This window comes from Pseudomonas sp. RP-B7, from assembly GCF_059803535.1.
This window is the reverse complement of sequence record NZ_JAPFHC010000013.1, coordinates 1-23,073: the sequence shown is the minus strand read 5'-3', so window position 1 is coordinate 23,073 and position 23,073 is coordinate 1. Positions and strand designations below refer to the sequence as shown.

Annotated in this window: 21 protein-coding genes; 11 read left to right on the top strand and 10 right to left on the bottom strand. The window is 61.3% G+C overall.

What is annotated here, in order from left to right; translation table 11 throughout:
* Positions 1–99: 99 nt before the first annotated feature.
* Positions 100–1,713 carry an NAD(P)/FAD-dependent oxidoreductase gene (locus OPU96_RS14035; protein WP_226457693.1) on the top strand — a complete coding sequence of 538 codons (1,614 nt, stop codon included), beginning with the start codon at positions 100–102 and terminating at the stop codon, positions 1,711–1,713.
* Positions 1,714–1,853: 140 nt separating this feature from the next.
* Here OPU96_RS14035 and OPU96_RS14030 read toward each other — a convergent pair whose 3' ends face one another.
* Positions 1,854–2,948 carry a PLP-dependent cysteine synthase family protein gene (locus OPU96_RS14030; protein WP_226457692.1) on the bottom strand — a complete coding sequence of 365 codons (1,095 nt, stop codon included), beginning with the start codon at positions 2,946–2,948 and terminating at the stop codon, positions 1,854–1,856.
* A 216-nt stretch (positions 2,949–3,164) separates the two neighbouring features.
* Between OPU96_RS14030 and nhaA the strand changes: the two genes are divergently transcribed.
* The 3 genes from nhaA to OPU96_RS14015 all read left to right on the top strand — a co-directional run bounded on the left by nhaA (position 3,165) and on the right by OPU96_RS14015 (position 6,038).
* Positions 3,165–4,340 carry a Na+/H+ antiporter NhaA gene (gene nhaA / locus OPU96_RS14025; RefSeq protein ID WP_226457691.1) on the top strand — a complete coding sequence of 392 codons (1,176 nt, stop codon included), beginning with the start codon at positions 3,165–3,167 and terminating at the stop codon, positions 4,338–4,340.
* A 145-nt stretch (positions 4,341–4,485) separates the two neighbouring features.
* The gene (locus OPU96_RS14020) at positions 4,486–5,706 is read left to right on the top strand and encodes an S-type pyocin domain-containing protein (protein ID WP_498559256.1); all 1,221 of its coding nucleotides are present in this window, start codon (positions 4,486–4,488) and stop codon (positions 5,704–5,706) included.
* Positions 5,703–6,038, top strand: coding sequence for a hypothetical protein (locus OPU96_RS14015; RefSeq protein WP_192299311.1), 336 nt, complete (start codon positions 5,703–5,705; stop codon positions 6,036–6,038). The genes OPU96_RS14020 and OPU96_RS14015 overlap by 4 nt, the downstream gene beginning before the upstream one ends.
* A gap of 326 nt (positions 6,039–6,364) precedes the next feature.
* Here OPU96_RS14015 and OPU96_RS14010 read toward each other — a convergent pair whose 3' ends face one another.
* From OPU96_RS14010 to dinG, 6 genes are all read right to left on the bottom strand, one after another.
* On the bottom strand, positions 6,365–6,829 hold the full coding sequence (locus OPU96_RS14010) for an outer membrane lipoprotein (protein WP_026136695.1): 465 nt from the start codon (positions 6,827–6,829) through the stop codon (positions 6,365–6,367).
* Between the two features lie 264 nt (positions 6,830–7,093).
* Positions 7,094–7,741 carry a pyridoxamine 5'-phosphate oxidase gene (pdxH, locus tag OPU96_RS14005; protein ID WP_192299312.1) on the bottom strand — a complete coding sequence of 216 codons (648 nt, stop codon included), beginning with the start codon at positions 7,739–7,741 and terminating at the stop codon, positions 7,094–7,096.
* Between the two features lie 25 nt (positions 7,742–7,766).
* Positions 7,767–8,810, bottom strand: coding sequence for an OmpA family protein (locus OPU96_RS14000; RefSeq protein ID WP_498559255.1), 1,044 nt, complete (start codon positions 8,808–8,810; stop codon positions 7,767–7,769).
* A gap of 142 nt (positions 8,811–8,952) precedes the next feature.
* Positions 8,953–10,098, bottom strand: coding sequence for a serine hydrolase domain-containing protein (locus OPU96_RS13995; protein ID WP_305392204.1), 1,146 nt, complete (start codon positions 10,096–10,098; stop codon positions 8,953–8,955).
* 82 nt (positions 10,099–10,180) lie between these two features.
* The gene (locus OPU96_RS13990; protein WP_498559254.1) at positions 10,181–12,466 is read right to left on the bottom strand and encodes a beta-galactosidase; all 2,286 of its coding nucleotides are present in this window, start codon (positions 12,464–12,466) and stop codon (positions 10,181–10,183) included.
* A gap of 89 nt (positions 12,467–12,555) precedes the next feature.
* Complete coding sequence (dinG, locus tag OPU96_RS13985) at positions 12,556–14,700, bottom strand: ATP-dependent DNA helicase DinG (RefSeq protein ID WP_135288038.1); 2,145 nt, start codon at positions 14,698–14,700, stop codon at positions 12,556–12,558.
* 100 nt (positions 14,701–14,800) lie between these two features.
* Between dinG and OPU96_RS13980 the strand changes: the two genes are divergently transcribed.
* Positions 14,801–15,265 (top strand): CopD family protein, encoded by a 465-nt coding sequence (locus tag OPU96_RS13980; RefSeq protein ID WP_498559253.1) that lies wholly within the window; start codon positions 14,801–14,803, stop codon positions 15,263–15,265.
* Positions 15,266–15,403: 138 nt separating this feature from the next.
* On the opposite strand, the gene OPU96_RS13975 is transcribed toward OPU96_RS13980, so the two are convergent.
* Together OPU96_RS13975 and OPU96_RS13970 are read right to left on the bottom strand one after the other, a co-directional pair.
* Positions 15,404–16,162, bottom strand: coding sequence for a collagen-like protein (locus tag OPU96_RS13975; protein WP_192299317.1), 759 nt, complete (start codon positions 16,160–16,162; stop codon positions 15,404–15,406).
* Between the two features lie 156 nt (positions 16,163–16,318).
* Positions 16,319–17,014: a PA1041 family peptidoglycan-binding anchor lipoprotein gene (locus OPU96_RS13970; protein ID WP_305392200.1), complete on the bottom strand. Its 696-nt coding sequence runs from the start codon at positions 17,012–17,014 to the stop codon at positions 16,319–16,321.
* A 190-nt stretch (positions 17,015–17,204) separates the two neighbouring features.
* Between OPU96_RS13970 and OPU96_RS13965 the strand changes: the two genes are divergently transcribed.
* From OPU96_RS13965 to OPU96_RS13950, 4 genes are read left to right on the top strand one after another with little or no spacing between them, the layout of a single operon-like run.
* Complete coding sequence (locus OPU96_RS13965; protein WP_305392199.1) at positions 17,205–17,702, top strand: DUF6231 family protein; 498 nt, start codon at positions 17,205–17,207, stop codon at positions 17,700–17,702.
* Positions 17,703–17,706: 4 nt separating this feature from the next.
* Positions 17,707–18,177 carry a YchJ family protein gene (locus OPU96_RS13960; RefSeq protein ID WP_192299320.1) on the top strand — a complete coding sequence of 157 codons (471 nt, stop codon included), beginning with the start codon at positions 17,707–17,709 and terminating at the stop codon, positions 18,175–18,177.
* A gap of 19 nt (positions 18,178–18,196) precedes the next feature.
* Entirely contained in the window at positions 18,197–18,679 is a 483-nt protein-coding gene (locus tag OPU96_RS13955; protein ID WP_192299321.1) for an LEA/WHy family protein, read from the top strand.
* On the top strand, positions 18,676–18,876 hold the full coding sequence (locus OPU96_RS13950; protein ID WP_026136698.1) for an SEC-C metal-binding domain-containing protein: 201 nt from the start codon (positions 18,676–18,678) through the stop codon (positions 18,874–18,876). Before OPU96_RS13955 ends, OPU96_RS13950 begins: the two co-directional genes overlap by 4 nt.
* A 230-nt stretch (positions 18,877–19,106) precedes the next feature.
* On the opposite strand, the gene OPU96_RS13945 is transcribed toward OPU96_RS13950, so the two are convergent.
* Entirely contained in the window at positions 19,107–19,658 is a 552-nt protein-coding gene (locus OPU96_RS13945) for a cysteine hydrolase family protein (protein WP_192299322.1), read from the bottom strand.
* An 84-nt stretch (positions 19,659–19,742) separates the two neighbouring features.
* Between OPU96_RS13945 and OPU96_RS13940 the strand changes: the two genes are divergently transcribed.
* Positions 19,743–20,387 carry a glutathione S-transferase N-terminal domain-containing protein gene (locus OPU96_RS13940; protein ID WP_192299323.1) on the top strand — a complete coding sequence of 215 codons (645 nt, stop codon included), beginning with the start codon at positions 19,743–19,745 and terminating at the stop codon, positions 20,385–20,387.
* Between the two features lie 126 nt (positions 20,388–20,513).
* Entirely contained in the window at positions 20,514–22,955 is a 2,442-nt protein-coding gene (locus OPU96_RS13935; protein WP_498559252.1) for a penicillin acylase family protein, read from the top strand.
* Positions 22,956–23,073: the final 118 nt, after the last annotated feature.

Genomic DNA, 23,073 nt, shown 5'->3' with positions numbered 1-23,073 from the left:
CTGGGCTGTTTTAACATGACGGAAAATGTCCATTGGGGCTTATAATCGCCGGTTTGCAAAACAGCCGGCCTCTTTGCCCGCCGCCTACCGGATCCCGTCATGCTACGAATCACCGAACTCAAGCTGCCCATCGACCATCCCGAAGAAGACCTGCGCCCTGCCATCGTGCAGCGCCTGGGCATCGCCAGTGATGACCTGCTCGATTTCACCCTGTTCAAACGCAGCTACGATGCACGCAAGAAATCATCGGAGCTGTGCTTCATCTACACCATCGACCTGGATGTCAAAGGCGAAGCCGCCCTGCTGCTCAAGTTCGCCGATGACCGCAACGTCAACCAGGCGCCGGACGTCAGCTACAAAGTGGTCGGCCAGGCGCCTGAAGGCCTGACGGAACGCCCGATCGTGGTCGGCTTTGGCCCGTGCGGTATCTTCGCCGGGCTGCTGCTGGCACAAATGGGCTTCAAGCCGATCATTCTTGAGCGCGGTCGCGAAGTGCGCCAGCGCACCAAGGACACCTGGGGCCTGTGGCGTAAGAATGTGCTGAACCCCGAGTCCAACGTGCAGTTCGGCGAAGGCGGCGCCGGGACCTTTTCCGACGGCAAGCTGTACAGCCAGATCAAGGACCCGAAATTCCACGGGCGTAAAGTCCTGCACGAATTCGTCAAGGCCGGTGCGCCGGAAGAGATCCTTTACGTCAGCAAGCCGCACATCGGTACATTCCGCCTGACCGGCGTGGTGGAAAACATGCGCGAGCAGATCATCGCCCTCGGCGGTGAAGTGCGTTTCGAGCAACGCGTCACCGATGTGCTGATCGAAGATGGCCAACTGCACGGCGTCGTCGTCGACGGCGGTGAGCAGATCCTTTCCAGGCACGTGATCCTGGCGCTCGGCCACAGTGCCCGCGACACCTTCCGCATGCTCCACGGCCGCGGTGTGTACATGGAAGCCAAGCCGTTCTCGGTGGGTTTCCGTATCGAACACCCGCAGTCGCTGATCGACGCGGCACGCCTGGGCAAATACGCTGGCCATCCAAAACTCGGCGCTGCGGACTACAAACTGGTGCACCACGCCAAGAACGGCCGCTCGGTCTACAGCTTCTGCATGTGCCCAGGCGGTACGGTGGTCGCTGCCACCTCCGAGCCGGGCCGCGTGGTGACCAACGGCATGAGCCAATACTCGCGTAACGAGCGCAATGCCAACTCCGGCATCGTGGTTGGCATTACGCCTGAGGTGGATTACCCGGGTGGACCGCTGGCGGGTATCGAGTTGCAGGAGCGTCTGGAGTCCCACGCCTACATCCTCGGCGGCAGCAACTATGAGGCCCCGGCGCAACTGGTGGGCGATTTCATCGCGGGTAAGCCATCCACGGCTATCGGTAGCGTGGAACCGTCCTACAAGCCCGGGGTAGCCCTGGGTGACCTGGCCCTGGCCCTGCCGGACTTCGCCATCGAAGCGATCCGCGAAGCACTGCCGGCGTTCGAGAAGCAGATCAAGGGCTACTCGCTGCACGATGCCGTGCTGACCGGGATCGAGACGCGCACGTCGTCGCCGTTGCGGATCACTCGTAATGAGTCGATGCAGAGCTTGAACGTCAAGGGCCTGTTCCCGGCCGGTGAAGGCGCGGGCTATGCCGGTGGGATTCTGTCGGCGGGTGTGGACGGGATTCGGATCGCCGAAGCGTTGGCGCGGGATATGTTGGGCCTCGAAGCCTGATAACTCGCTTATTTATTGAATGTGAGCGGGCTTGTGTGGGAGCGGGCTTGCTCGCGAATGCGGTGGATCAGTTGAACAGTGTGTGACTGACACACCGCATTCGCGAGCAAGCCCGCTCCCACATTGGTTTTTGTGTTGAGTCAGATATTGGCGCGCAAGACGCTGGCCGGCAGCGGCTCGCCCCGCTCCACACTCGCCGCAACAGCCGCAATCAAGCCCTCCAATTGATAACCCTGCGTTTTAAGCCACGCCTGATCATAGTAAGTGGTGGCATACCGCTCTCCCCCGTCACACAAGATCGCCACGATCGACCCCGACTTGCCGGCTGCTTTCATCTGCAGCGCAGCCATCAACGCGCCGATCAAGTTAGTCCCACTGGACCCGCCGACCCGCCGCCCCAAGCGCGCGGCCAGGTAATGCATGGCCGCCAGCGATAATGCGTCTGGCACCTTGACCATCGCATCAATCACCTTGGGCAGAAACGACGCCTCGACCCGCGGCCGGCCAATGCCTTCGATGCGCGAACCACAGTCCAGGCGCAAACTGGCGTCGCCGCTCAAGTAGTAATCAAAAAACACTGAGCGCTCCGCATCGGCACACAGCACGCGGGTGCAATGCTGGCGGTAACGCACGTAACGCCCCAGGGTTGCCGTGGTGCCGCCGGTACCGGGGCTGGAAATCAGCCAGCTCGGCTCTGGGTAATGCTCAAACCGCATCTGCTGGAAGATCGACTCGGCGATGTTGTTGTTCGCGCGCCAATCGGTGGCCCGTTCCGCGTAGGTGAACTGGTCCATGAAGTGACCACCACTTTCCTGCGCCAACCGTTCGGATTCGGCGTAGATCTGCGTCGGATCGTTCACCAGATGGCTCTTGCCACCGTAAAAGGCGATCTGCGCGATCTTTTCCTGGGAGGTGGTGGCCGGCATCACCGCGATAAACGGCAAGCCGAGCAGGCGGGCGAAGTAGGCTTCCGATATCGCCGTCGAACCGCTGGACGCCTCGATCACCGGTGCGCCCGGCTTCAACCAGCCATTGCACAGCGCATACAGGAACAGCGAACGCGCCAGACGATGCTTCAGGCTGCCGGTGGGGTGGCTGGACTCGTCCTTGAAGTACAACTCGACACCCGGCAAGCCGGGCAGCGGCAAGGGGATCAGGTGTGTGTCGGCGCTGCGCTGGAAGTCCGCTTCGATGATACGAATGGCTTCGCGGGCCCAGGGACGGTGATCGCTCATGAGGAGGTTCTCTAAGGATTTCACGCCCAATCTTAGGAGGTTTCCTACACTCCACACAGATACAGTACCGACTCAATTGGACACACAATTGCTAAGCTTTGGCGCACTGCCCTCCCAATCACTCTCTTATAACAAATAAGAATATAACTTTTGTTTTAACAACTAACGGTACGGGTTAGGGTAGCCACCTATTGAACCTGGATTGGAGAGCATCCCTTGCCTCTGCGTAGCACTTTCACCCGTTTCTTCCAGCTGGAGGCCGCCAGTGGCTTGCTGTTGATCGCCGCTGCCGCACTGGCGCTGATCATCAACAACTCGCCGTTGTCGCACCTCTACAACGCCTTTCTCGATGTGCCGGTGGTGGCACAGATCGGCGCACTGAAAATCGCCAAACCTGCACTGCTATGGATCAACGACGGCCTGATGGCGCTGTTCTTCCTGCTGATCGGCCTGGAGGTCAAGCGTGAGTTGCTTGACGGCCATCTGTCCAAGCCGTCCCAGGTGGTGCTGCCCGGCGCAGCCGCGATTGGCGGCATGGTCGTACCGGCGCTGATCTACTGGGCGATCAACAAGGACTACCCCGCCGCGCTGTCGGGCTGGGCGATCCCCATGGCCACCGACATCGCCTTCGCCCTCGGCGTACTGGCCCTGTTGGGCAAACGCGTGCCGGTGTCGCTCAAGCTGTTCCTGATGACCCTGGCGATCATCGACGACCTGGGCGCAATCATCGTGATTGCGGTGTTCTATTCCTCCGACCTGTCGGGCGCCGCACTGGCGGGCGCGGGCGCTTGCCTGATTGCATTGATCACGATGAATCGCCTCGGTGTGATCAAGCTTGGCCCGTACCTGATCATCGGGTTGATCCTGTGGGTCTGCGTGCTGAAAAGTGGTGTGCATGCCACCCTGGCCGGCGTGACATTGGCCTTCTGCATCCCGATGCGCACCAAGAATGCCGAGCCTTCGCCATTGATGACCCTGGAACACGCCCTGCACCCTTGGGTGGCCTACGGCATCCTGCCGCTGTTTGCGTTCGCCAACGCCGGTGTGTCCCTGGCCGGCGTCAGCCTGGAAAGCTTCACCCACCACGTACCGCTGGGCATTGCCGCCGGCCTGCTGATCGGCAAGACCGTCGGCGTGTTCGGCCTGACCTGGCTGGCCATCAAGACCGGCCTGGCCGCACTGCCCAGCGGCGCCAACTGGGGCCAGGTGTTTGGTGTGGCGATCCTGTGCGGCATCGGCTTTACCATGAGCCTGTTTGTCGGTTCCCTGGCGTTTGTGCCGGGTGCCAGTGAATTTGCCGGGGAAGACCGAATGGGGATTCTGACCGGGTCGATTCTGGCTGCGTGCATTGGCTATGCAATAACGGCGATGGCGAGCCGCAAGAAAGCATAACGAATGCAATGACTGTGGCGAGGGAGCTTGCTCCCTCGCCACATTTCCCTCCTGTTCCCATTCCCTCCTCAGATAAGACCTACATCGCCCCTGCTCGGCTTGCCATAACGTCGGCCCTCGTTATGCAGCACGCCAGGAGGGCACGATGGCAAATACCAAGGATACATTCCAAGTCTGGCGGTCCTACGGAACCGGCACCGGCGGTTATCGCATGCTTGAGCCCATGAACGAGGCCGAATTGGCGGCCCGTGCAGCGCGGCAAAAAGCCCACCAAACCCTGCTTGCCCGCCAGGAAGCCTACGAAAACAGCCGCCTGGCTGATCCGCACCCCGCCCCAACGCCCTTGATAGGCTGCGTTTTTACCAAGTCCTGCAACCTGCCGGACAGCATCATCGACTATCACGACCCCACCGGTTATGTGCCGCTTGATCGCCTTGAGGACTATGGCGAGTACGCGTTGCTGGGTGGTCGCGAGACCGACGAGTCTGGTGTGCTACCTCTCAAGAAAATCAGCGGCAGTGCTTTGCCGGCAGGCCTCGGAACGCTGGCGCTGGCCGGCACTGTTACAGGCTCAGTCGCCGCAGCCGGGGCAAGCACTGCCGGGGCAGCCTTCCTGACGGGCCTGGTGGGGCTGATCTGGCCCTCCAGTCTTGGCGACAGCGCGCTCTACACCGAAGAGCAACTGCGCTCCATGGCGAGAGCACGCACGCGGGTTCGCTTGCATGTCGAGCAACGGGAGGACGGCACGCTCAAGGGATACGCGTTCTACACAGGCAAAAATCGCGACTGGGAAATGGTCGATGTGGTGCAGTTTCAGTTGCAAGAGATGCAGTACATCGCCGACCTGGGTGACGGGATTGAACTGATCTGGACGCCTGCTGCAAATCCCGGTGACACCCTCGGCATCCCGGCGTTGCAAGCCGCGCCTTCGACACCGCATATATGGGTGTACCCGGCCAACGAGAAGGCCGCCAACATTATCGTCGACCCGATATATCCGCCGGACTACAAAGATTTCATCCTGGTGTTCCCGGCGGATTCGGGTGTTAGACCGCTGTATATCGTCGTCAGTTGGAAGTACGAGGACGCGCCTTATCACAGTAAAAAGGGGAATTCGGTTAAAAGTAAAAAACCAACCAATGGCTTGGATGCCTTGAACGACTCTGTATTGGTCAAACCTTCAGAGCCTCGACGAATAGGTATTGACCCACACACCAAGGAGTTTGTGGTTATTGATTTCTCAACAGAAGGAACTTTTCACGGACATGTACGACCATGGGGAGCACTTAATCAGCACATGAAAAACGCATTGATAAGAGCTGGGAAAACCAACCGCAAAGGAAAACTTTTAGGAGCCGGTAAATGAATATGCGCTACCACGACCCCGACTTGACCCATGATGAAGCCGTGCACGATCTAGCAACTGGAGACGTCAGCAAAGTCACCACAGCACTGATTTCAGTCGGCCTTAACGAAATGAATGGCACTTGGGCGCAAAACGTTTGCTTGCAACATATGGATAGCGACAACGATGAGATTGCATCCGCTGCAATTGTCGCCATTGGCCACATCGCGCGTCGCTTCGGAACACTGGACATGGAGAAGGTGGGTCCGGCCCTAATTCAAGCAGGGCGCAAATGCCCTGCATTGAGGGGGGTCATTGGAAGCGCAATGGACGACATAGAAATGTTCACCTGAACCCCACCAAAAAGCCGCCTTGACCTGAACCAAGACGGCTCCGCCTCTCAGACCTTAAAGGTCATCAAAGCTGTCGCGCAGGAACTTCCAGACGTGATAAGCACGCAGGCCGTTCACTACGAGGTTCCACGTACGTCGTGCAAACTTGGACATACTCGGCCCTCCGTGAGTTGGGCCTTACCTCCAGCACACTTACCGGAACACGTGGGCCTTTGGATGCAGGTCGATGCATCTTTGAAGCCGCAAGCCCAGCCACTAACCGGGCTTGCAACAAAAACCCCCAACCGGTCACCCGATTGGGGGTTTTTCGTTTCTGCGACTAATTCTTAGCGAGTAACCCGGCTAGTCCCATCAACGGTCATGATGCGCACGCGGTCGCCAATGCGGAAGATTTCATTCTCCTGCACGGCCTGCACGTAGGCGCGCATGCTGCCGTCGTCTTCGCGGACGGTGATTTCCACGCCCTGGGTGCGGGTCAGGCCTTCTTCGGTGGCCGAGCCCAGCAGGCCGCCGGCAACTGCGCCGATCACCGCGGTCACGATACTGCCACGGCCGCCGCCGATGGCGCTGCCGCCAACGCCGCCGATGACTGCGCCGGCAGCACCGCCGATTGGGGTCTTGGTGCCTTCGATTTTCACTGGGCGCAGGGATTCGATGGTGCCCATGCGAACGCTCTGTACACGACGCGCTTCGTCACGGGAGTACGAGTCGCCGGTCAGACTCGAAGCACAGCCACCCAGCAGAAGTGACAGGGTGGTGAAGCAGGCAACTAGTAAAACGGACTTACGCATAGCATCAACTCCAAAGGACAGGTGGTCATTAAACGCGGCAGCCTGGCGCCTGTCACGGCCCACACCGCAAAAAATTGCTTTCATTCAGCCTGAGTACAGACTGCCAGTACCAGAAAACTCGACAAACGGTAGCCCAGCTCTTGTGCCAATAGATGTCACGACTGTTTCAACATTGTAGTCACACAGCCGGACGCGGCCGAAGTCTGTGCAATAGAGACTTCGGCGCAACGGACAATATTCAGGTGAGGTGACGAAAGGTGACGCTCAGGGCGCCAGGCGCTCGCGGGTCCAGTCGGTCCCTTGCAGGCGATAGTTCAGGCGGTCGTGCAGGCGGCTGGCGCGGCCCTGCCAGAACTCGATGCGCTCGGGCAGCAGGCGATAACCGCCCCAGTGCTCGGGGCAGTCGGGCTGGGTATCGCTGAAACGCTGCTCGGTGGCCTTGAGCAAGTCCTGCAGTTCTTCACGGTCACGAATGACCTTGCTCTGCGGCGACGCCCACGCGCCCAAGCGGCTGCCCAATGGGCGGACCTGATAATAAGCGTCCGACTCCTCAGGCGTGACCTTGACCACCCGCCCCTCGATGCGAACCTGGCGCTCCAGGGTTGGCCAGAAGAAAGTCATCGCCGCGAACGGTCGCGCCGCGAGCTGTTCACCCTTGGCGCTCTGATAGTTGGTGAAGAAGGTAAAGCCCTGTGCATCCAGGCCCTTGAGCAGCAGGATGCGACAGTGCGGGCGACCGTCGCTGTCAACCGTGGCCAGAGTCATGGCATTGGCTTCCACCGGCGGTTGCTCGGTTTTCACCGCATCGCCAAACCACTGGTGGAACAACGCAAACGGCTCGCTCGGGGCCTGCGCCTCGCTCAAACCATCCCGTGTGTAGTCACGGCGCATATCGGCCAGTGCCTGGGTCATGCGGCTTTATCCTTCTTTCAACAGATCAGTTTTTCGCCTGGTCGTTAGCCGGTGCAGCTGCCTTGGCTTTGGCCGGAGCCGCTTTCTTGGCAGCGGGTTTGGCCGGGGCTTTCTTGGCGGCGGGCTTGGCAGCGGCTTTCTTCGCGGCAGGCGCCTTTTTCGCCGGGGTCTTGGCGGCCGGAGCAGGTGCTGGAACGTCCTGCACCGCAACCATCTCAGCCACTGGCGGGGTCTTGCCCGAGTTGTACTTGCTCAGCAAGGCCAACATAGTTGTACGCTGAGTGAACATAATTTCCATGCGACGGTTCAGCGCACGGCCCTGGGTGCTGTCGTTGGCGGCACGTGGCATCAGGTCACCCATGCCGCGCAGCATCAGGCGGTCCTGCTTCAGGCCGCTGAGGCTGAAGATCGATGCGATCGACTGTGCACGTTCCTTGCTCAACGCCTGGCTCGCCGGTGCAGTGCCGGTGGCGTCGACGTGGCCCAGGACCAGTACGGCGGTCTTTGGATCGGCTTCAACAGCCTTGGCGACGCGGGTGAACGGGCCCAGGGTGACCGGCAGCAACATCGACGGACGTTTCGGGTTGTAGGAACCGTCCACCGGGGCGATCACGACCAGTACGTTGTCACGACGTTCCAGTTGCAGGTTGCTGTCCTTGATCGCAGCACGCAGGCGCGGCTCATAGTCGTCCAACCAGGCCTGGGTGATTTTCGGGTCAGGCATTGGGATATTGGTCACGTCGACCTTGGCCAGGGGCTTTGGCTTGCTTTCGAACGGCCACCACCAATGGGTTTCGCTCTCTGCCTTGGCGACAGCTGGCGCGGCGGCAGGTGCAGGGGTAGCAGCCTTGAGGTCGGCCTTCAAGTCAGCGGCCTTGGCGTCGGCGGCAGCCTTGGCGTCCGGCTTGGCGTCCGGCTTGGCGTCGACCTTGGTCACTGCGTCCTTGGCAGCCGTTTTATCCGATCCAAATGACCACCAATGCCCACCGTCGGCATCATTTTGTGGAGTTTGTGCACAGCCGGTAATAGTGAGGCAAAGCGCGAGTGCCAAGGACTTGTTCGATAACATGAGGTATCCACAAAATGAGAAAAAACCAGGGGTCTCGAGGACCCGTTAAACAGACGCCAGGATAAGAATAAAGTTACATACTTTCCGTCAGCGTCTTCTTATAGTTGCCTTTGTAACAAAAAAACGTGAAACAGCAAGGGGTTTACAGACAACCGGCCAATATTCCGACCAACTTCTGTGCACGTGGGTCCATAAGTACATAAGGCCCCAATGTATTAGTCACGAAACCAAACGCTACATCATGCTCCGGATCGGCGAAGCCCACCGAACCACCCGCGCCAGGATGCCCGAACGCACGCGGGCCAAGGCCGAAGGTGGCATTCGGCAGTTGCGGTTGATCCAACATGCAGCCCAGGCCAAAACGGGTTTGTGTCAATAATGTTTTATCCGGCCCGATACTGTGTTCACGGGTCAACTCTTCAAGCATGTCGCTTTCGAGCAAACTACCGTCCAACAAACCGCTATAAAAACCCGCCAGGCTGCGCGCATTACCGTGACCATTTGCCGCCGGCTGCTGCATGCGTCGCCATTCAGGTTTATTAGTGCTGGTCAGAATAGACGGAGGATTGGCAAATGCCCGCGTAGTCATTGCAGTCGGTTCACGCATCATTACTTGCAGTAACCGTTGCGCGGCGGCATCGCCCATATTGCCTTTGCTGCGCGCTATATGCGCAACACGATAAAACTCTTCATCCGCCAGGCCTACGTGGAAGTCCAAGCCCAGTGGCCGTGCAACCCGCGCCACGATGGACTCCCCTGGCCCGCGCCCGTCGGCACGCCGCAACAGCTCGCCGACCAGCCAGCCATAGGTGATCGCCTCGTAGCCATGTCCTTGGCCCGGTGTCCACCACGGGGCCTCGGCCGCCAGGGTGTCGACCATTAATTGCCAGTCGTACAACGCCTCGGCGGGTAGCATCTCGCGGATCGCAGGCAACCCGGCCTGATGGCAGAGCAACTGGCGCAAGGTGATGGCTTCTTTGCCCGCCGCCGCAAATTCCGGCCAGTAGTCGGCCACGGGCGCATCCAGCTTCAGCTTGCCCTCGGCCACCAATTGCAGGGCCGTGACGGCGGTGAAGGTCTTGGTGCAGGAGAACAGGTTGACGATGGTGTCGCTGTGCCACGCCTCGGCACCGTCCTTGTCGGCGGTGCCGGCCCACAGGTCGACGACGGTTTCGCCGCCGACCTGGATGCACAGCCCGGCGCCACGCTCCTGGGGGTCATCGAACAACGCGGCGAACGCTTCACGTACCGCTTCGAACTGGAGCTCGTAATGACCCTGAATCTGCACCTAAGCCCCCTCGGAAAACGCCGTAAAAAGTGGCCGACATTGTTCCAGTCATTCCAGGATTTGGGAACCCGTCAACGCTGAATCAATGACCATTTCCAGCATGCCCGCCGGCATGTCCGGCGCCTTTGCCGTCACCGCCCGAGCGACCGCTTGCATGCTCATGCGCCGCGCTGGCCGCCTTGGCTTTTTCCGCCTCCTTGCCCAACTGCTCGACGGCCGCCAGGTTGCTCTTGCGCACGCTGTCGACAAAGCCCTGGAACGGCACATCGGTGATGCCGACCAGCCCGAAGTGGCCGTTTTCAGCGTCCAGCAGACGCCCGGTCACCGGCTGATCCAGATACTGGAACCAGTGCACGCCAATAATCGACGGCTCGGCCATGGCCTGCTTGAGGAAGTTGGCGTACGCCGCGCCGCGATCTTCCTCCCTGGCCAATTGGGTCACGCCGCCCCAGAACGGCCCACGGTCCGCCGAGCCGAAGTTGAATTCGGTGATCAGCACGGGTTTGTCCAACGCGCGCAGAGCCGCGAAGTCATAACCGTCCTGGGGTTTAAGGGTGTACATGTTGAAACTCATCACATCGCAATACTGGGCGCACGACGCCACCGCTTCCGGAGTGCTCACCGCGTAGCGGCCGCCCAGTAGCAACTGGTTCGGCGCGTGCCATTTCAGCGCATCGGAGATGGTCTTGAAGTAGGCGTCGGCGAAGGTCTTCTGGAAATACTTGAAGTCGGCCTCGATTTCCGGGTGCTCGGCATTCGGCATCGGCGCTTCGAAACCCGGGTCTTCCATCAACTCCCAACCCGCCACATGAACGCCCCAGGCTTTCGACAGGCCGTCCTCGTTACGATACTTGTCGCGCAATTGCTTGAGGAACGCGCGTTTGGCCGGCACATCGGTGGTCATGCGCAAAGTGCCGTAGGCCAGGGCGTAACGGGACTTCGGATCATCGCCAGGACCGGCCCAGGCCAATTCATTGTCGGCGAAATAGCCGATCAACCATGGGTCATCACGGTGATCGCGGGCGGCAATGGCCACGGCGCGTTCGGTGGCCATGGCGAAGCGCGGATCAAACGGGTCGGGCATGCCGCCCCACCAGTCGGTGCCGGTGCTGATACTGGCGTAGTCGCCGACAATTGATAGCGGCAAGGTGTACGGCACGCGGTCGGCGCGGGCCAGCGATTCGTCACTCCAGTTGCCCACAGTGTTGAAACCCCAGGCTTGCAGGCGATCGAGGGTGTGGCTGACCCAACGCTTGTGGTCGAACCCCTCACCGCCATAGGTACGTTGCAGGTTGGCGCCGTAGAAGTCGTACCAGCGCCCGGCACCATAGCTGCGCCCTTCGCCGGCCCCATTGCCGGTGCGGTTATCGCCGCTGCCGTAGTAGTTATCCAACGGCTCGCCGGCCTTGGGTAACGCCGCGAACATCCATTCACGACCGGATACGTAGGTCTGGCTGTTATCCGGGGCCACGGTATTGACGCCCAACGAGTAGAACGGATGGCCTTGCGGCGTCACCAGATACCAGCGACCATCGCGCTTCTCGGTGCGGAAAAAACCGCTGGCCTCGAACGCCGGGCCTTTGTTCCAGCCGCCGTACGGGTCCAGTGCGGATTTATCCCGCGAGGCCAACCAGCCCTGGAGCTGTTGCTGCTCCCTGGCGGCAGCGGCCTTGAGTTGTTCGTCGCTGCCAACCTTCTCCGGCCAGCGCGCACGGGTGGACTGACCATACGCATCCACCAGCTCGCTGTAGGCAGCCTTGATCACCGGCTCGCTGTCCTGCACGCCAAAGCGCTCCAACAGGATGCTCTGGGCCGCGCTGGGCTTGAGCATCGACAAGGTCACCGAAACCACCTGGCTGCGGTCGACTTCGCCAAAACTGCCGCCGAGCAACACGCGTTGGCCGTCCACGGTGATCGGCATCGGCGGGCCAGCCTTCATGCCCTGGCTCAACGGTGAGTTGGCTTGCAACGGGATCAGCAAGGTCTGCGCCGGACCCGCCGGCAGGTCGATGCGGCTGCGCAAGATCTTGCCGTCCGCGCTCTGCACTTTGACGTATAGGGTCAGCGCCCAGTCCATCGCACTCTGGATGCGCAGGCTCATGGCGCTGGACTGCGACCAGTCCCAGACGCCGCTCTGCGGGCTGAGCACCAGGCTCGGTTCGGCGGCCGGGTTGAAGGTGATGCGGCGCAACACCTCGCCTTCAGGGGTTTGTTCGGCGTTGTATTGCGGCAGGCTGGCGTCCTGGGTCGCCACCTTGACCACATCGGCAGGCCGGACGAAATTGAACAGGGTCTGTTGCCCGGCAGGCGCGGCCATCAAGGGCGCGGCGAACAACAGGGCAAATAGAGCGGGCAGCGTGCGAATCATACAGACAAGGTTCTCCCAGACGGCCGATGAATGGCCTGATGAAATACAGTGAGATAGACCACGGAGTGGGCGAAATCGCCCACGGCGGCTTAAGAAATTTCGCGCCTGAATGGCGGCAAGGCATTCAGGATAGCCTTGCCATAGCGCTGGGTGACCAAACGGCGGTCGAGCAAGGTGATGGTGCCCCGGTCCTGTTCGGTACGCAGCAAGCGCCCGCAGGCCTGGACCAGCTTCAAGGAAGCGTCCGGCACCGAGATTTCCATGAACGGGTTACCGCCCCGCGCTTCGATCCATTCGGCCAACGCCGCCTCGACCGGATCATCCGGCACCGAGAACGGGATCTTGGCGATCACCACGTGTTCGCAGTAGGCGCCCGGCAAGTCCACGCCTTCGGCAAAGCTGGCCAGGCCGAACAGCACGCTGGAGTCGCCGCCATCCACCCGCGCCTTGTGCTTGTTCAGGGTTTCCTGCTTGGACAGGTTGCCCTGGATAAACACCTGCTTGCGCCAGTCGCGGTCGAGACCGTCGAACACGTCCTGCATCTGTTTGCGTGACGAGAACAGCACCAGGGTGCCGCGCGAACCTTCCACCAGCTCCGGCAGGTCGCGGATGATCGCCGCGGTGTGCGCTGCGGCGTCCCGCGGGTCGGCCTTGAGGTCGGGCACTCGCAGCACACCGGCGTCGGCATGATGGAACGGGCTGGGCACCACGGCGGTGACGGCCTTTTTCGGCAGGCCGGCGCGCATGCGGAAGCGGTCGAAGGTGCCCAGGGCCGTCAGCGTGGCGGAGGTCACCAGGCAGCCGTAGGCCACGTTCCACAGATTGCGACGCAGCATTTCGGCGGCGAGGATCGGGCTGGCGTTGACCTCGATGTCAAACAGCGCACCGCTTTCCGACAGGGTCAGCCAGCGGGCCATGGGCGGGTTGTCTTCCGGGTCTTCGACGGTGAAGGCGGTCCACAATTCCCAGTTGCCTTGGGCGCGGGACAGCAGGCTGCCGAACAGCGGATACCATTCCTCGGCCTGGTTGCTGGCGATGCCGATGTTGACCTCGCCGTCCATGCCTTCCTTGAGCAAATCGGTGAGACGGGTAAACAGGTCGGTCAGGCGCGAAAAGCCCTTCTTCAACTCGATGCCCATTTCGCGCATATGTTCGGGGATCAAGCCGCCGACGAAACGGTGACGTGGGCGCTCACGGCCTTCCACATCTTCGCCGGGCTTGAAGTCGGCGACCTGCTCGCAGGCGCTGAACATGAATTGCTGCTGGGTCTTGATCTCCCGCGCCAGCTCCGGCACTTGTTCGATCAGCTTGCCGAGGTCGCCGGGCAGTGGGTGCTGGGCCAGCAACTTGGTGAGGTTCTTCGCGGTGCTTTCCAGCCAATCGGCGGTGGATCGCAGGCGCGTGTAATGGGCGAAGTGACCGATGGCCTTGTCCGGCAGGTGATGGCCTTCGTCGAAGACGTAGAGCGTGTCACGCGGATCGGGCAATACGGCACCGCCGCCCAGGGCCAGGTCAGCCAGCACCATGTCGTGGTTGGTGACGATCACATCGACCTTGCCCATGCCCTCGCGGGCCTTGTAGAAGGCGCATTGGCCGAAGTTAGGGCAATGGCGGTTGGTGCATTGGCTGTGGTCGGTGGTCAGGCGCGCCCAGTCGGAGTCTTCCAGGGCGGTGGGCCAGCTGTCGCGGTCGCCGTCCCATTTGTTGCCGGCCAGTTTCTCGATCATGCTGGTGAACAGCTTCTGGCTGACCTCATCCACCTCGATCTTGAAGCCTTCTTCTTCGAACAACGACGCGGTGGCGGTTTGCGCGTGGCCTTCCTGCAACAACACGTCGAGCTTGGACAGGCACATGTAGCGGCCACGGCCCTTGGCCAGGGCGAAGGTGAAGTTCAGGCCGCTGTTGCGCATCAGGTCGGGCAGGTCTTTGTAGACGATCTGCTCTTGCAGGGCCACGGTGGCGGTGGCAATCACCAGGCGCTTGCCGGCGGCCTTGGCGGTCGGGATCGCGGCCAGGCTGTAGGCCACGGTCTTGCCCGTACCTGTGCCGGCTTCGACGGCCACGACCGCGGGCTCACCTTCGCGGCGACCTTCGTCGTCGGTGTCGATATCCCCGAGGACCTTGGCCACTTCGGCGATCATCAGGCGTTGGCCGTAGCGCGGTTTCAAGCTCTTGGCTTCGAGAAAACGCGAGTAGGCGCCCTGGATCGTGGTTTTGAGTTCAGTGCTGATCATGGATAGTCGGGCGCAAAAAAACGCTGGATAAATTTTCAGTGGTTCGGATCGGCCGCTATCATACCCCGCTAATGAATCCCGCGCAGAACGGAGTACCGCAATGACCGTGTTTAGCCTCGCCTACACCCTGCATGTATTGGCCGCCCTGATCTGGGTCGGCGGCATGTTTTTCGCCTGGATGATCCTGCGCCCCGCCGCCGGGGCGGCACTTGAGGGCCCTGCCCGGCTCACGCTGTGGGCAAATGTGTTTCAACGTTTTTTTGTGTGGGTATGGCTCGCGGTGGCGATTTTGCCGATCAGCGGCATTGGCTTGCTGCACCTGCGCTTCAGCGGGTTTGAGACTGCGCCGCGTTATGTGCAGGTGATGATGGGCCTGTATCTGGTGATGACGGCGTTGTTTATCCGCATCCAGGCGTTGAAGTTCCCGGAACTGCGCGCAGCGGTGGCGGCGCAGGATTGGCCGGTGGGCGCGGCGGTGCTGGGGCAGATTCGCCGGTTGGTAGGCATCAATTTGATTGTGGGATTGGTAACAGTGGCAATCGCCTCAGCCCGACCAATACTCTGAGCTTGTAGTGAGCGGGCTTGCCCCGCGCTGGGGGGCGAAGCCACCCAAATCCAGACACCTCGGTCTTTCTGAAACACCGCGGCGTACCGGTTGGGGCGGCTTCGCCCCCCAGCGCGGGGCAAGCCCGCTCACTACAAGTTACAGGCGTTGGATGGTGACGGAACCTGCGGGACCCGCTGGTCCTGGTTGGCCTTCCAACCCAGGACGGCCCTTCTCGCCGCCATCGGCCTGATACACCAGGCACCCCTTGGACTGCCCGCCTTTGCCCGGCTTACCCGCCGTGCCCGCCAAACCACCCGCTCCACCGTCGACCCAGACCTTGATCTGCTGCGCCGGGAAGTCCTTTGGCAATTCGACCCGCACTTGCGCACCCGCCGCACCCGGCAAGCCATCACCACCGTTGTCGCCATTGGCGCCACGCCCGGCCGCGCCCCAGGTGCAGCCCGGGTCCACGCCGTTGGCACCGTCCAAACCGGCATAACCTTTGGCACCAGCACCACCACGGGCATCCACCGACAACTCATCGGCCGCCAATGATTGAATGCGCAAGGTCAGGTCACGCCCGGCCTTGGCCGGTTTTTCATGGGTGCCGGGAGCACCGCGCGAGGTGAACTGGCTGCCGTGGTCAAGTTGCGCATGGCGCACCTGCAATTGCAGCGCGGTATTACCCGGGACGATGGCGATACGCGCGTCACGCCCCAAGTGCAATTCATCCACCGTGACCTGGCTGATACTGGCCGGAATCAGCAACGTGCCGTAGTCCGCCACATCCAGGCGCTCCAATTGCAGCACGCTGGTGCTGTTGGGCAGGCGCATCAACGAGTTGGTTTCAACACTGACGCTCTGGGCCAGGGCAATGGGGCTGACCAACAGGGCCAACAGTAAAACCTTACGCATCTTGGGGCTCCCGAGTTTGTTCTAGTTTTTTCTTTGGACGCACAGTAACGACTTCTACCGGCGATTTGCCAGTGAAGGTTCAAAAAAGTTGGGAAAGGTCGGTTTCGGTAAAGATTGCCGGCAATGCCCCTGTGGCTCCCACAGGGGCAAGGGCTGTCAGCGGTTGATCTGGATTTCCACGCGGCGGTTCAACGCACGGCCTTCAGCGGTTTTGTTGTCGGCGACCGGATGGCTTTCGCCAGCCCCCGTTACCGAAACAAAACTGCTGCGCGGCACACCCGATTGGATGAGGTACTCGGTGACCGAATGCGCACGTTTTTCCGAGAGTTTCTGGTTGTAGGCGTCTTTGCCGACGCTGTCCGTATGACCACTGACCCGCAGTTGCGCGCCCGGTGCTTCTTTTTTCAGGCGGGTGGCGATGGTATCGAGCTTGGCTTTATCCGCCGCCGTCAACTTGGCCGAATCGAACTGGAACAACACATCGCGGATCACGATGGTTTCTTCCTTGACCACGACCACTTCCTCAACCACTGCCGCGACCGGCACCGGCGGGCAACCGTTGGCATCTACATGCACGCCCTTCGGCGTGCCCGGGCACTTGTCGCGGCTGTCCGGTACGCCATCGCCGTCCTCGTCGCCATCGCCATGCACCCAGCAATAGGCGCCGGCCATGCCGCCGACCAACAGCGCGCCATAGCCCGCGTAGGCCGAGCTTTCCGTTGCACCGATCGCCGCGCCGGTCACACCGCCAACGGCGGCGCAGGTGGGCCAATCGGTTTTTTGCAAGCCTGCGCAACCTGTCAATACGCCGGTTAGCAGAATCAAGGGCAGAGCTGTCCGCATGATGCTCATCTGATTTCTCCTGAGGGGATCGGCGGGGGCCGATGGGTGGAGTAAAGACCGCTCTTTTCATCTGCGCCAGTAGGCCGCACCCCCGGTTTCATTGAGGATCGCCGCCAGTGCCTGGCTTTTCGCAATCACCCGCTCTAGGCCAGCACGCTCAGCCGCGCTAGTCTCTATGGTCCTGATGTGAGGATCTGTGATGACCGCTGGTATTTCCGCTCGTACACCCCAACAAGCCTTGGCTGCCCTGCTCGACCTGCACCAGCCCAAGCGCCTGTTGCTGTTGGGGGCCAGCCAGTTCCCGGCGCTGGAGGCTTTTGAAGCCGAACACCCGGACACCCAAGTGTCCATCGCCCCACCCGGCCCCCTGCCCGCCGAACTGGCCGCGCAGCGTTTTGACCTGGCGCTGGTGGTCGACTGCCTGGAACACCTGTCAAAGGCACAAGGCCTGACCCTGCTCGGCGGCATCCGCAACCTCAATGCCAGCCGCATTGCGGTGCTGGTGGACCTCGGCGCGTGCCAATGGCAAGACACCGACTTCTTCTCCCTGGCCTTGCAGGCCGGCGAGCGTTTCCAGCGCGATGAGCAGGTTCTGACGCTGTTTACCTACGATCTGCTTGACTATAAACAGGTGCCGGACTGGCTCAACGCCCGGTTCTGGGCCAACCCGGAAAACTTCGGAAAGTATTGGTGGTAACCCGATGAGTACATCCATTTGCCCCTGCGGCAGTGGCAACCTGCTGGATGCCTGCTGCGGCCATTATCACGCCGGCCACCCGGCGCCCTGCGCCAGCGCGCTGATGCGTTCGCGCTACAGCGCCTATGTGCTGGGCCTGGTGGACTATCTGGTGGCAACCACCCTGCCCGCGCAACAGGCCGGCCTGGACCGTGACGCCATCGGCGCGTGGAGCGCCCAAAGCACCTGGCTGGGCCTGGAGGTGGAAAGCTCCGAGGTGTTCGGCGGCCAGCCGGAGCACGCGTTCGTGACCTTCACCGCCCGCTGGCATGACAGCACTGGCGAACACAGCCACCGCGAACAGTCTTCTTTCGTACAGAATGACGGGCGCTGGTACTTCATCGATCCGACCGTGGAGGTGAAGACCGGGCGCAACGATGCCTGTCTGTGTGGCAGCGGGCAGAAATTCAAGAAGTGTTGTTCCAGTTATCTCTAACCAACACAGGACAAACGCCATGCTTCGGATCTACAGCTTGATGCTGGCGTTAACCCTCGGCCTGAGCGGCTGCGCGTCGTGGTTCGAAGACGACGCGCCACCGCCCCACGTGTCCCTGGTGAAAGTCGAAGTGGTGCGGGCCAAGCTGTTGGAGCAGAAGTTCAAGCTGTACTTTCGCGTGGACAACCGCGACGACGCCGACCTGACCGTACGCGGCCTGGTCTACAAGGTCAGCCTGGACAACTTTGTGCTGACCGAAGGTGAATCCAACGAGTGGCTCACCGTGCCGCCCAGAGGCCATGCTTTTTTCAAGGTTTCGGTACGCACCAACCTCTGGCCACAGATCCGCGATGTGGTGCAGATGCTGAAAAACCCGAGCAAGCCAGTGCCCTATCGCCTTGAAGGCGAGCTGAAAACCGGATTATTCATCGGTTATGACGTGCAGGTGGCCCACAATGGCGAGATAATCCCCGGCGATTTTATTCCGGAGCGACATCAATGACTCAGCAACCCCATGTCCATGGTCCTGACTGCAACCACGATCACGATCACCATGATCACGACCACGGCCATGTCCACGGCCCGAACTGCGGCCACGCTCACCAGGAGCCGGTGCGCAACGCCTTGAAGGACGTGGGTCGCAACGATCCGTGCCCGTGCGGCAGCGCAAAAAAATTCAAGAAGTGCCACGGGGCGTAATACGCCACTTGAATCTGTAAGCGGGCTTGTGTGGGAGCGGGCTTGCTCGCGAAGGCGGTGTGTCAGTCACAGGTATTTCAACTGACCCACCGCCTTCGCCCCCCCCCCCCCCCCCCCGCTCCCACATTGGATTGCATCTCAAATCAGGATTTGAGCTGAAACAACAGCTCAACCTCTAGCCCGCCACCGTCTCGATTCCTCAAGCTCAACCGCCCTTCATGCGCCCAGGCTTAGCCCAGCACATCACGGGAGTTGATCACCGTGGCGTATTCGCCGTGCAGGTTGCCCAGGGACATGGCGTGCACCAACTCGGCGGGGTGCGGCGCACCGAAAAAGTCCGGTTTGTCGAAGGTGTAGCACGCGTCCTCAATCACCCAGGTATCAAACCCGAGGTTGCCGCCAGTGCGGGCGGTGGCTTCCACCGAGTTGTGGGTGGCCACGCCCACCAGCACCAATTGCACGATGCCGGCCGCGCGCAACTGCGCTTGCAGCGGCGTACCGCTGAAGGCATCCGGTACGCGTTTTTGAATCAATTGCTCGCCGGGCGCAGGCACGCAATTGTCCTGGAACTCGACGCCGGACTGCCCAGGCCAGAACACCGAGTCCGGCAGATGGGACAAATGCTGCACATGGATCACCGGGCGCCCGGTACTGCGCCAATGCCGCAACAGCGCCTGGATGCGTTCTTCGGCCTGTGGGTTATTACGCCGCCCCAGCTTGGGGTGATGAATGCCTTTTTGCTGATCAATCACGATCAGCGCCGCGTCCTGTCGAAATGCCATAACGATAGACCTAAATGTTTCATTGAATTTTCGCGCTCCCAGCATCACCTATTCCTACAGCCATTCGCGCACTTGGAGAGCGTCATGATCGACTTGTACTACTGGACTACCCCCAACGGTCACAAAGTATCACTGTTCCTGGAAGAAGCCGGCCTGCCTTATGAGGTGCATCCGATCAATATCGGCCAGGGCGACCAGTTCAAGCCGGACTTCCTGAAGATCGCTCCCAACAACCGCATTCCGGCCATCGTCGATCATCAACCGAGCGATGGTGGCGCGCCGATTTCGTTGTTCGAATCCGGCGCCATCCTGCTGTACCTCGCGGAAAAAACCGGCCAGTTCATTGCCAAGGACCTACGCGGTCGTCAGGAAACCCTGCAATGGCTGTTCTGGCAGATGGGTGGATTGGGGCCGATGGCCGGCCAGAACCATCACTTCAGCCAGTTCGCACCGGAAAAGATTCCCTACGCGATCAAGCGTTACGTGGATGAAACCGCGCGCCTGTACGGCGTATTGGACCGGCGCCTGGCAGACCGCGCGTTCGTCGCAGGCGAGGACTACAGCATTGCCGACATGGCCATCTATCCGTGGATCGTTTCCCACAAGTGGCAGAGCCAGCGGTTGGAAGATTTCCCCCATGTGCAGCGTTGGTTCAACAGCATCAAGGAGCGGCCGGCGACAGTGCGGGCCTACGAACTGGTGCAGAAAGTGAATCCGCCCAAGGCCTGACCCCAAAGCATTTGATTTGAGCCCGTCTCAAGATCTGATGCTTTCCCCAAACTCCTGCTTGCGTCGTTTCACCGCGCTCACTAACGTAGCGCCTTTACTGACGCTACCCCCCGCAGGAGCTTTGCCATGGCCTCGCCAGCCCTCTCACATTTTCTTCCCCGGTTCGGCGTTGCCGCGGCAGTGGCCAGTGCATTAAGCCTGGCCGGCTGCCAACTCCAGAGCATCCAGGACACCCTGCCGCCGGTCGCCGGCGTGCAACCGATCAAAGGCCTGGCACAGAATGTGTCGGTGCGTCGCAATGCCCAGGGCATGCCGTTAATCGAAAGCAACACCTTCCATGACGCGCTGTTCAGCCTCGGTTATGTACATGCCAGTGACCGCATCACCCAGATGGTCACGTTGCGCCTGCTGGCCCAGGGCCGTCTGGCGGAGATGTCCGGTCCCGATGTGCTGGATGCCGACCGGTTCATGCGTGCGGTCAACCTGAAAAAAAGCGCCGGCGAGCTGTATAACGCCTCCTCGCCACGCCTCAAGCGGTTCTTCGAGGTGTACGCACGCGGCGTCAACGCCTACCTGTTCCGCTACCGCGACAAGCTGCCGCCGGACCTCGCCCAGACCGGCTACAAGCCCGAGTACTGGAAACCGGAAGATTCGGCGCTGTTGTTCTGCCTGTTGAATTTCAGCGAGTCGGCCAACCTGCAGGAAGAAATCGCTTCCCTGGTGCTGGCGCAGAAAGTCGGCGTCGACAAACTCGCCTGGCTCACCCCGAGCGCGCCGGATGAAGCGATCCCGCTGGCCGAAGCCGAAAAACTCAAAGGGGTCAACCTGGGCCAGATCACCGGCCTCGCCGGGCTGGACACGGTCAGCCAGCAACTGAACCGCCTCAACGCCCTGGCCGTGACCACCTCGAGCAACTGGGCGATTGGCCCGCAACGCAGCCGCAGCGGCAAAAGCCTGCTGGCCAACGACCTTGCCGCCCAGCCGCAAGCGCCGTCGCCGTGGAGCTACGTGCAGATCCGCGCGCCGAAATACCAGGCGGTCGGTGCCTCGATTGCCGGTCTGCCGACCCTGTTGTCCGGCTTCAACGGCAAAGTCGCGTGGAGCATGAGCACGGTCAAGGGCGACACCCAGGACCTGTTCCTGGAGAAGGTCAAACGCCAAGGCAGCGCGTTGTACTACGAGAACAACGGCAAATGGCTACCGGCCGCTGTGCGTAACGAAACCTTCTTCGTCAAAGGCCAACGCTCGATTCGCGAAGTGGTGTACGAAACCCGCCATGGTGCCCTGCTCAACAGCAGCCAGGCACTGACCAGCGGCCTGGGTCTGGCCTTGCAAACCGCCGACTTCAAGGACGACAAGAGTCTGGACGCGTTCTTCGACCTGTCCCGCGCACAAAACGCCGGCAAGGCCTCGGACGCGACCCGCGAGATTCGCGCCATCGCGTTGAACATGGTGTTTGCCGACGCCAGCAACATCGGCTGGCAAGTCACCGGCCGCTTCCCCAACCGCCGCGAAGGTGAAGGCCTGCTGCCCTCGCCGGGCTGGGACACGCGCTTTGACTGGGACGGTTACGCCGACGCAATGCTGCACCCTTACGACCAGGACCCGGCCCAAGGCTGGATCGGCACCGCCAACCAGCGCACCGCACCGCGCGGTTATGGCATGCAGCTGTCCAACTCCTGGGACGCGCCCGAGCGCAGCGAGCGCCTGGCGCAACTGGCCAATGCGGGCAAGCATGACACCCGCAGCATGATCGCCATGCAGTACGACCAGACCACCACCTTCGCCGCCAAGCTCAAGAGCATGTTCCAGGCGCCAGGCATGGCCCAGCCGCTGAAACAGGCAATTGACGCCCTGCCGGCAGCCGAGCAGGCCAAGGCCCGCGAGGCGTTGAGCCGCTTGATGGGGTTCGATGGGCGCCTGGTGTCCACCTCCGCCGACGCGGCGCTCTACGAACTGTTCCTGCAAGAAAGCACCAAGCAGATCTTCCTCGATGAACTCGGCCCGGAAAACAGCGCCAGCTGGAAGGCGTTTGTCAGCAACGCCAGCCTGTCCTACGCCGCCCAGGCCGACCACCTGTTGGGCCGTGAAGACAGCCCGTTCTGGGACGACATCCGGACCCCGCAGAAAGAAGACAAACCGGCAATCCTCGCCCGTAGTCTGGCCGCGGCGATCAGCGCCGGCGACAGCCAACTGGGCAGCGATCACAAGGCCTGGCAGTGGGGCAAGTTGCACAGCACCACCTGGAAAAACGCCGGGGGCCAGGTGATTCGAGGCCCATTGGCATCCGGTGGCGACCACAACACCCTGAACCCGGCACCGTACAAGTGGGGGCAGGACTTCACTACCACCCAGGTGCCGGCGCTGCGCATGATCGTCGACTTCGGCCAAGTGGAACCGATGACAGGCCAGGGTGGCATCGGCCAATCCGGCAACCCCGCCAGCCCGAACTATGCCAACGGCATCGACCCATCGCTCAAGGCGCAATACCTGAGCTTCCCGATGCAGCCGCAGAACTTTGACAAGGTGTACGGGAAGACGCGGCTAACCCTGACCCCAGGCAAATAACCCCGCCCCCCTACGAAGGGCAGCCCCGCTGTAGTGAGCGGGCTTGCCCCGCGCTGGGTGGCGAAGCCGCCCCAAACGGTCCGCCGCGGTGTTTCAGGAAAACCGAGGCGCCTGGATT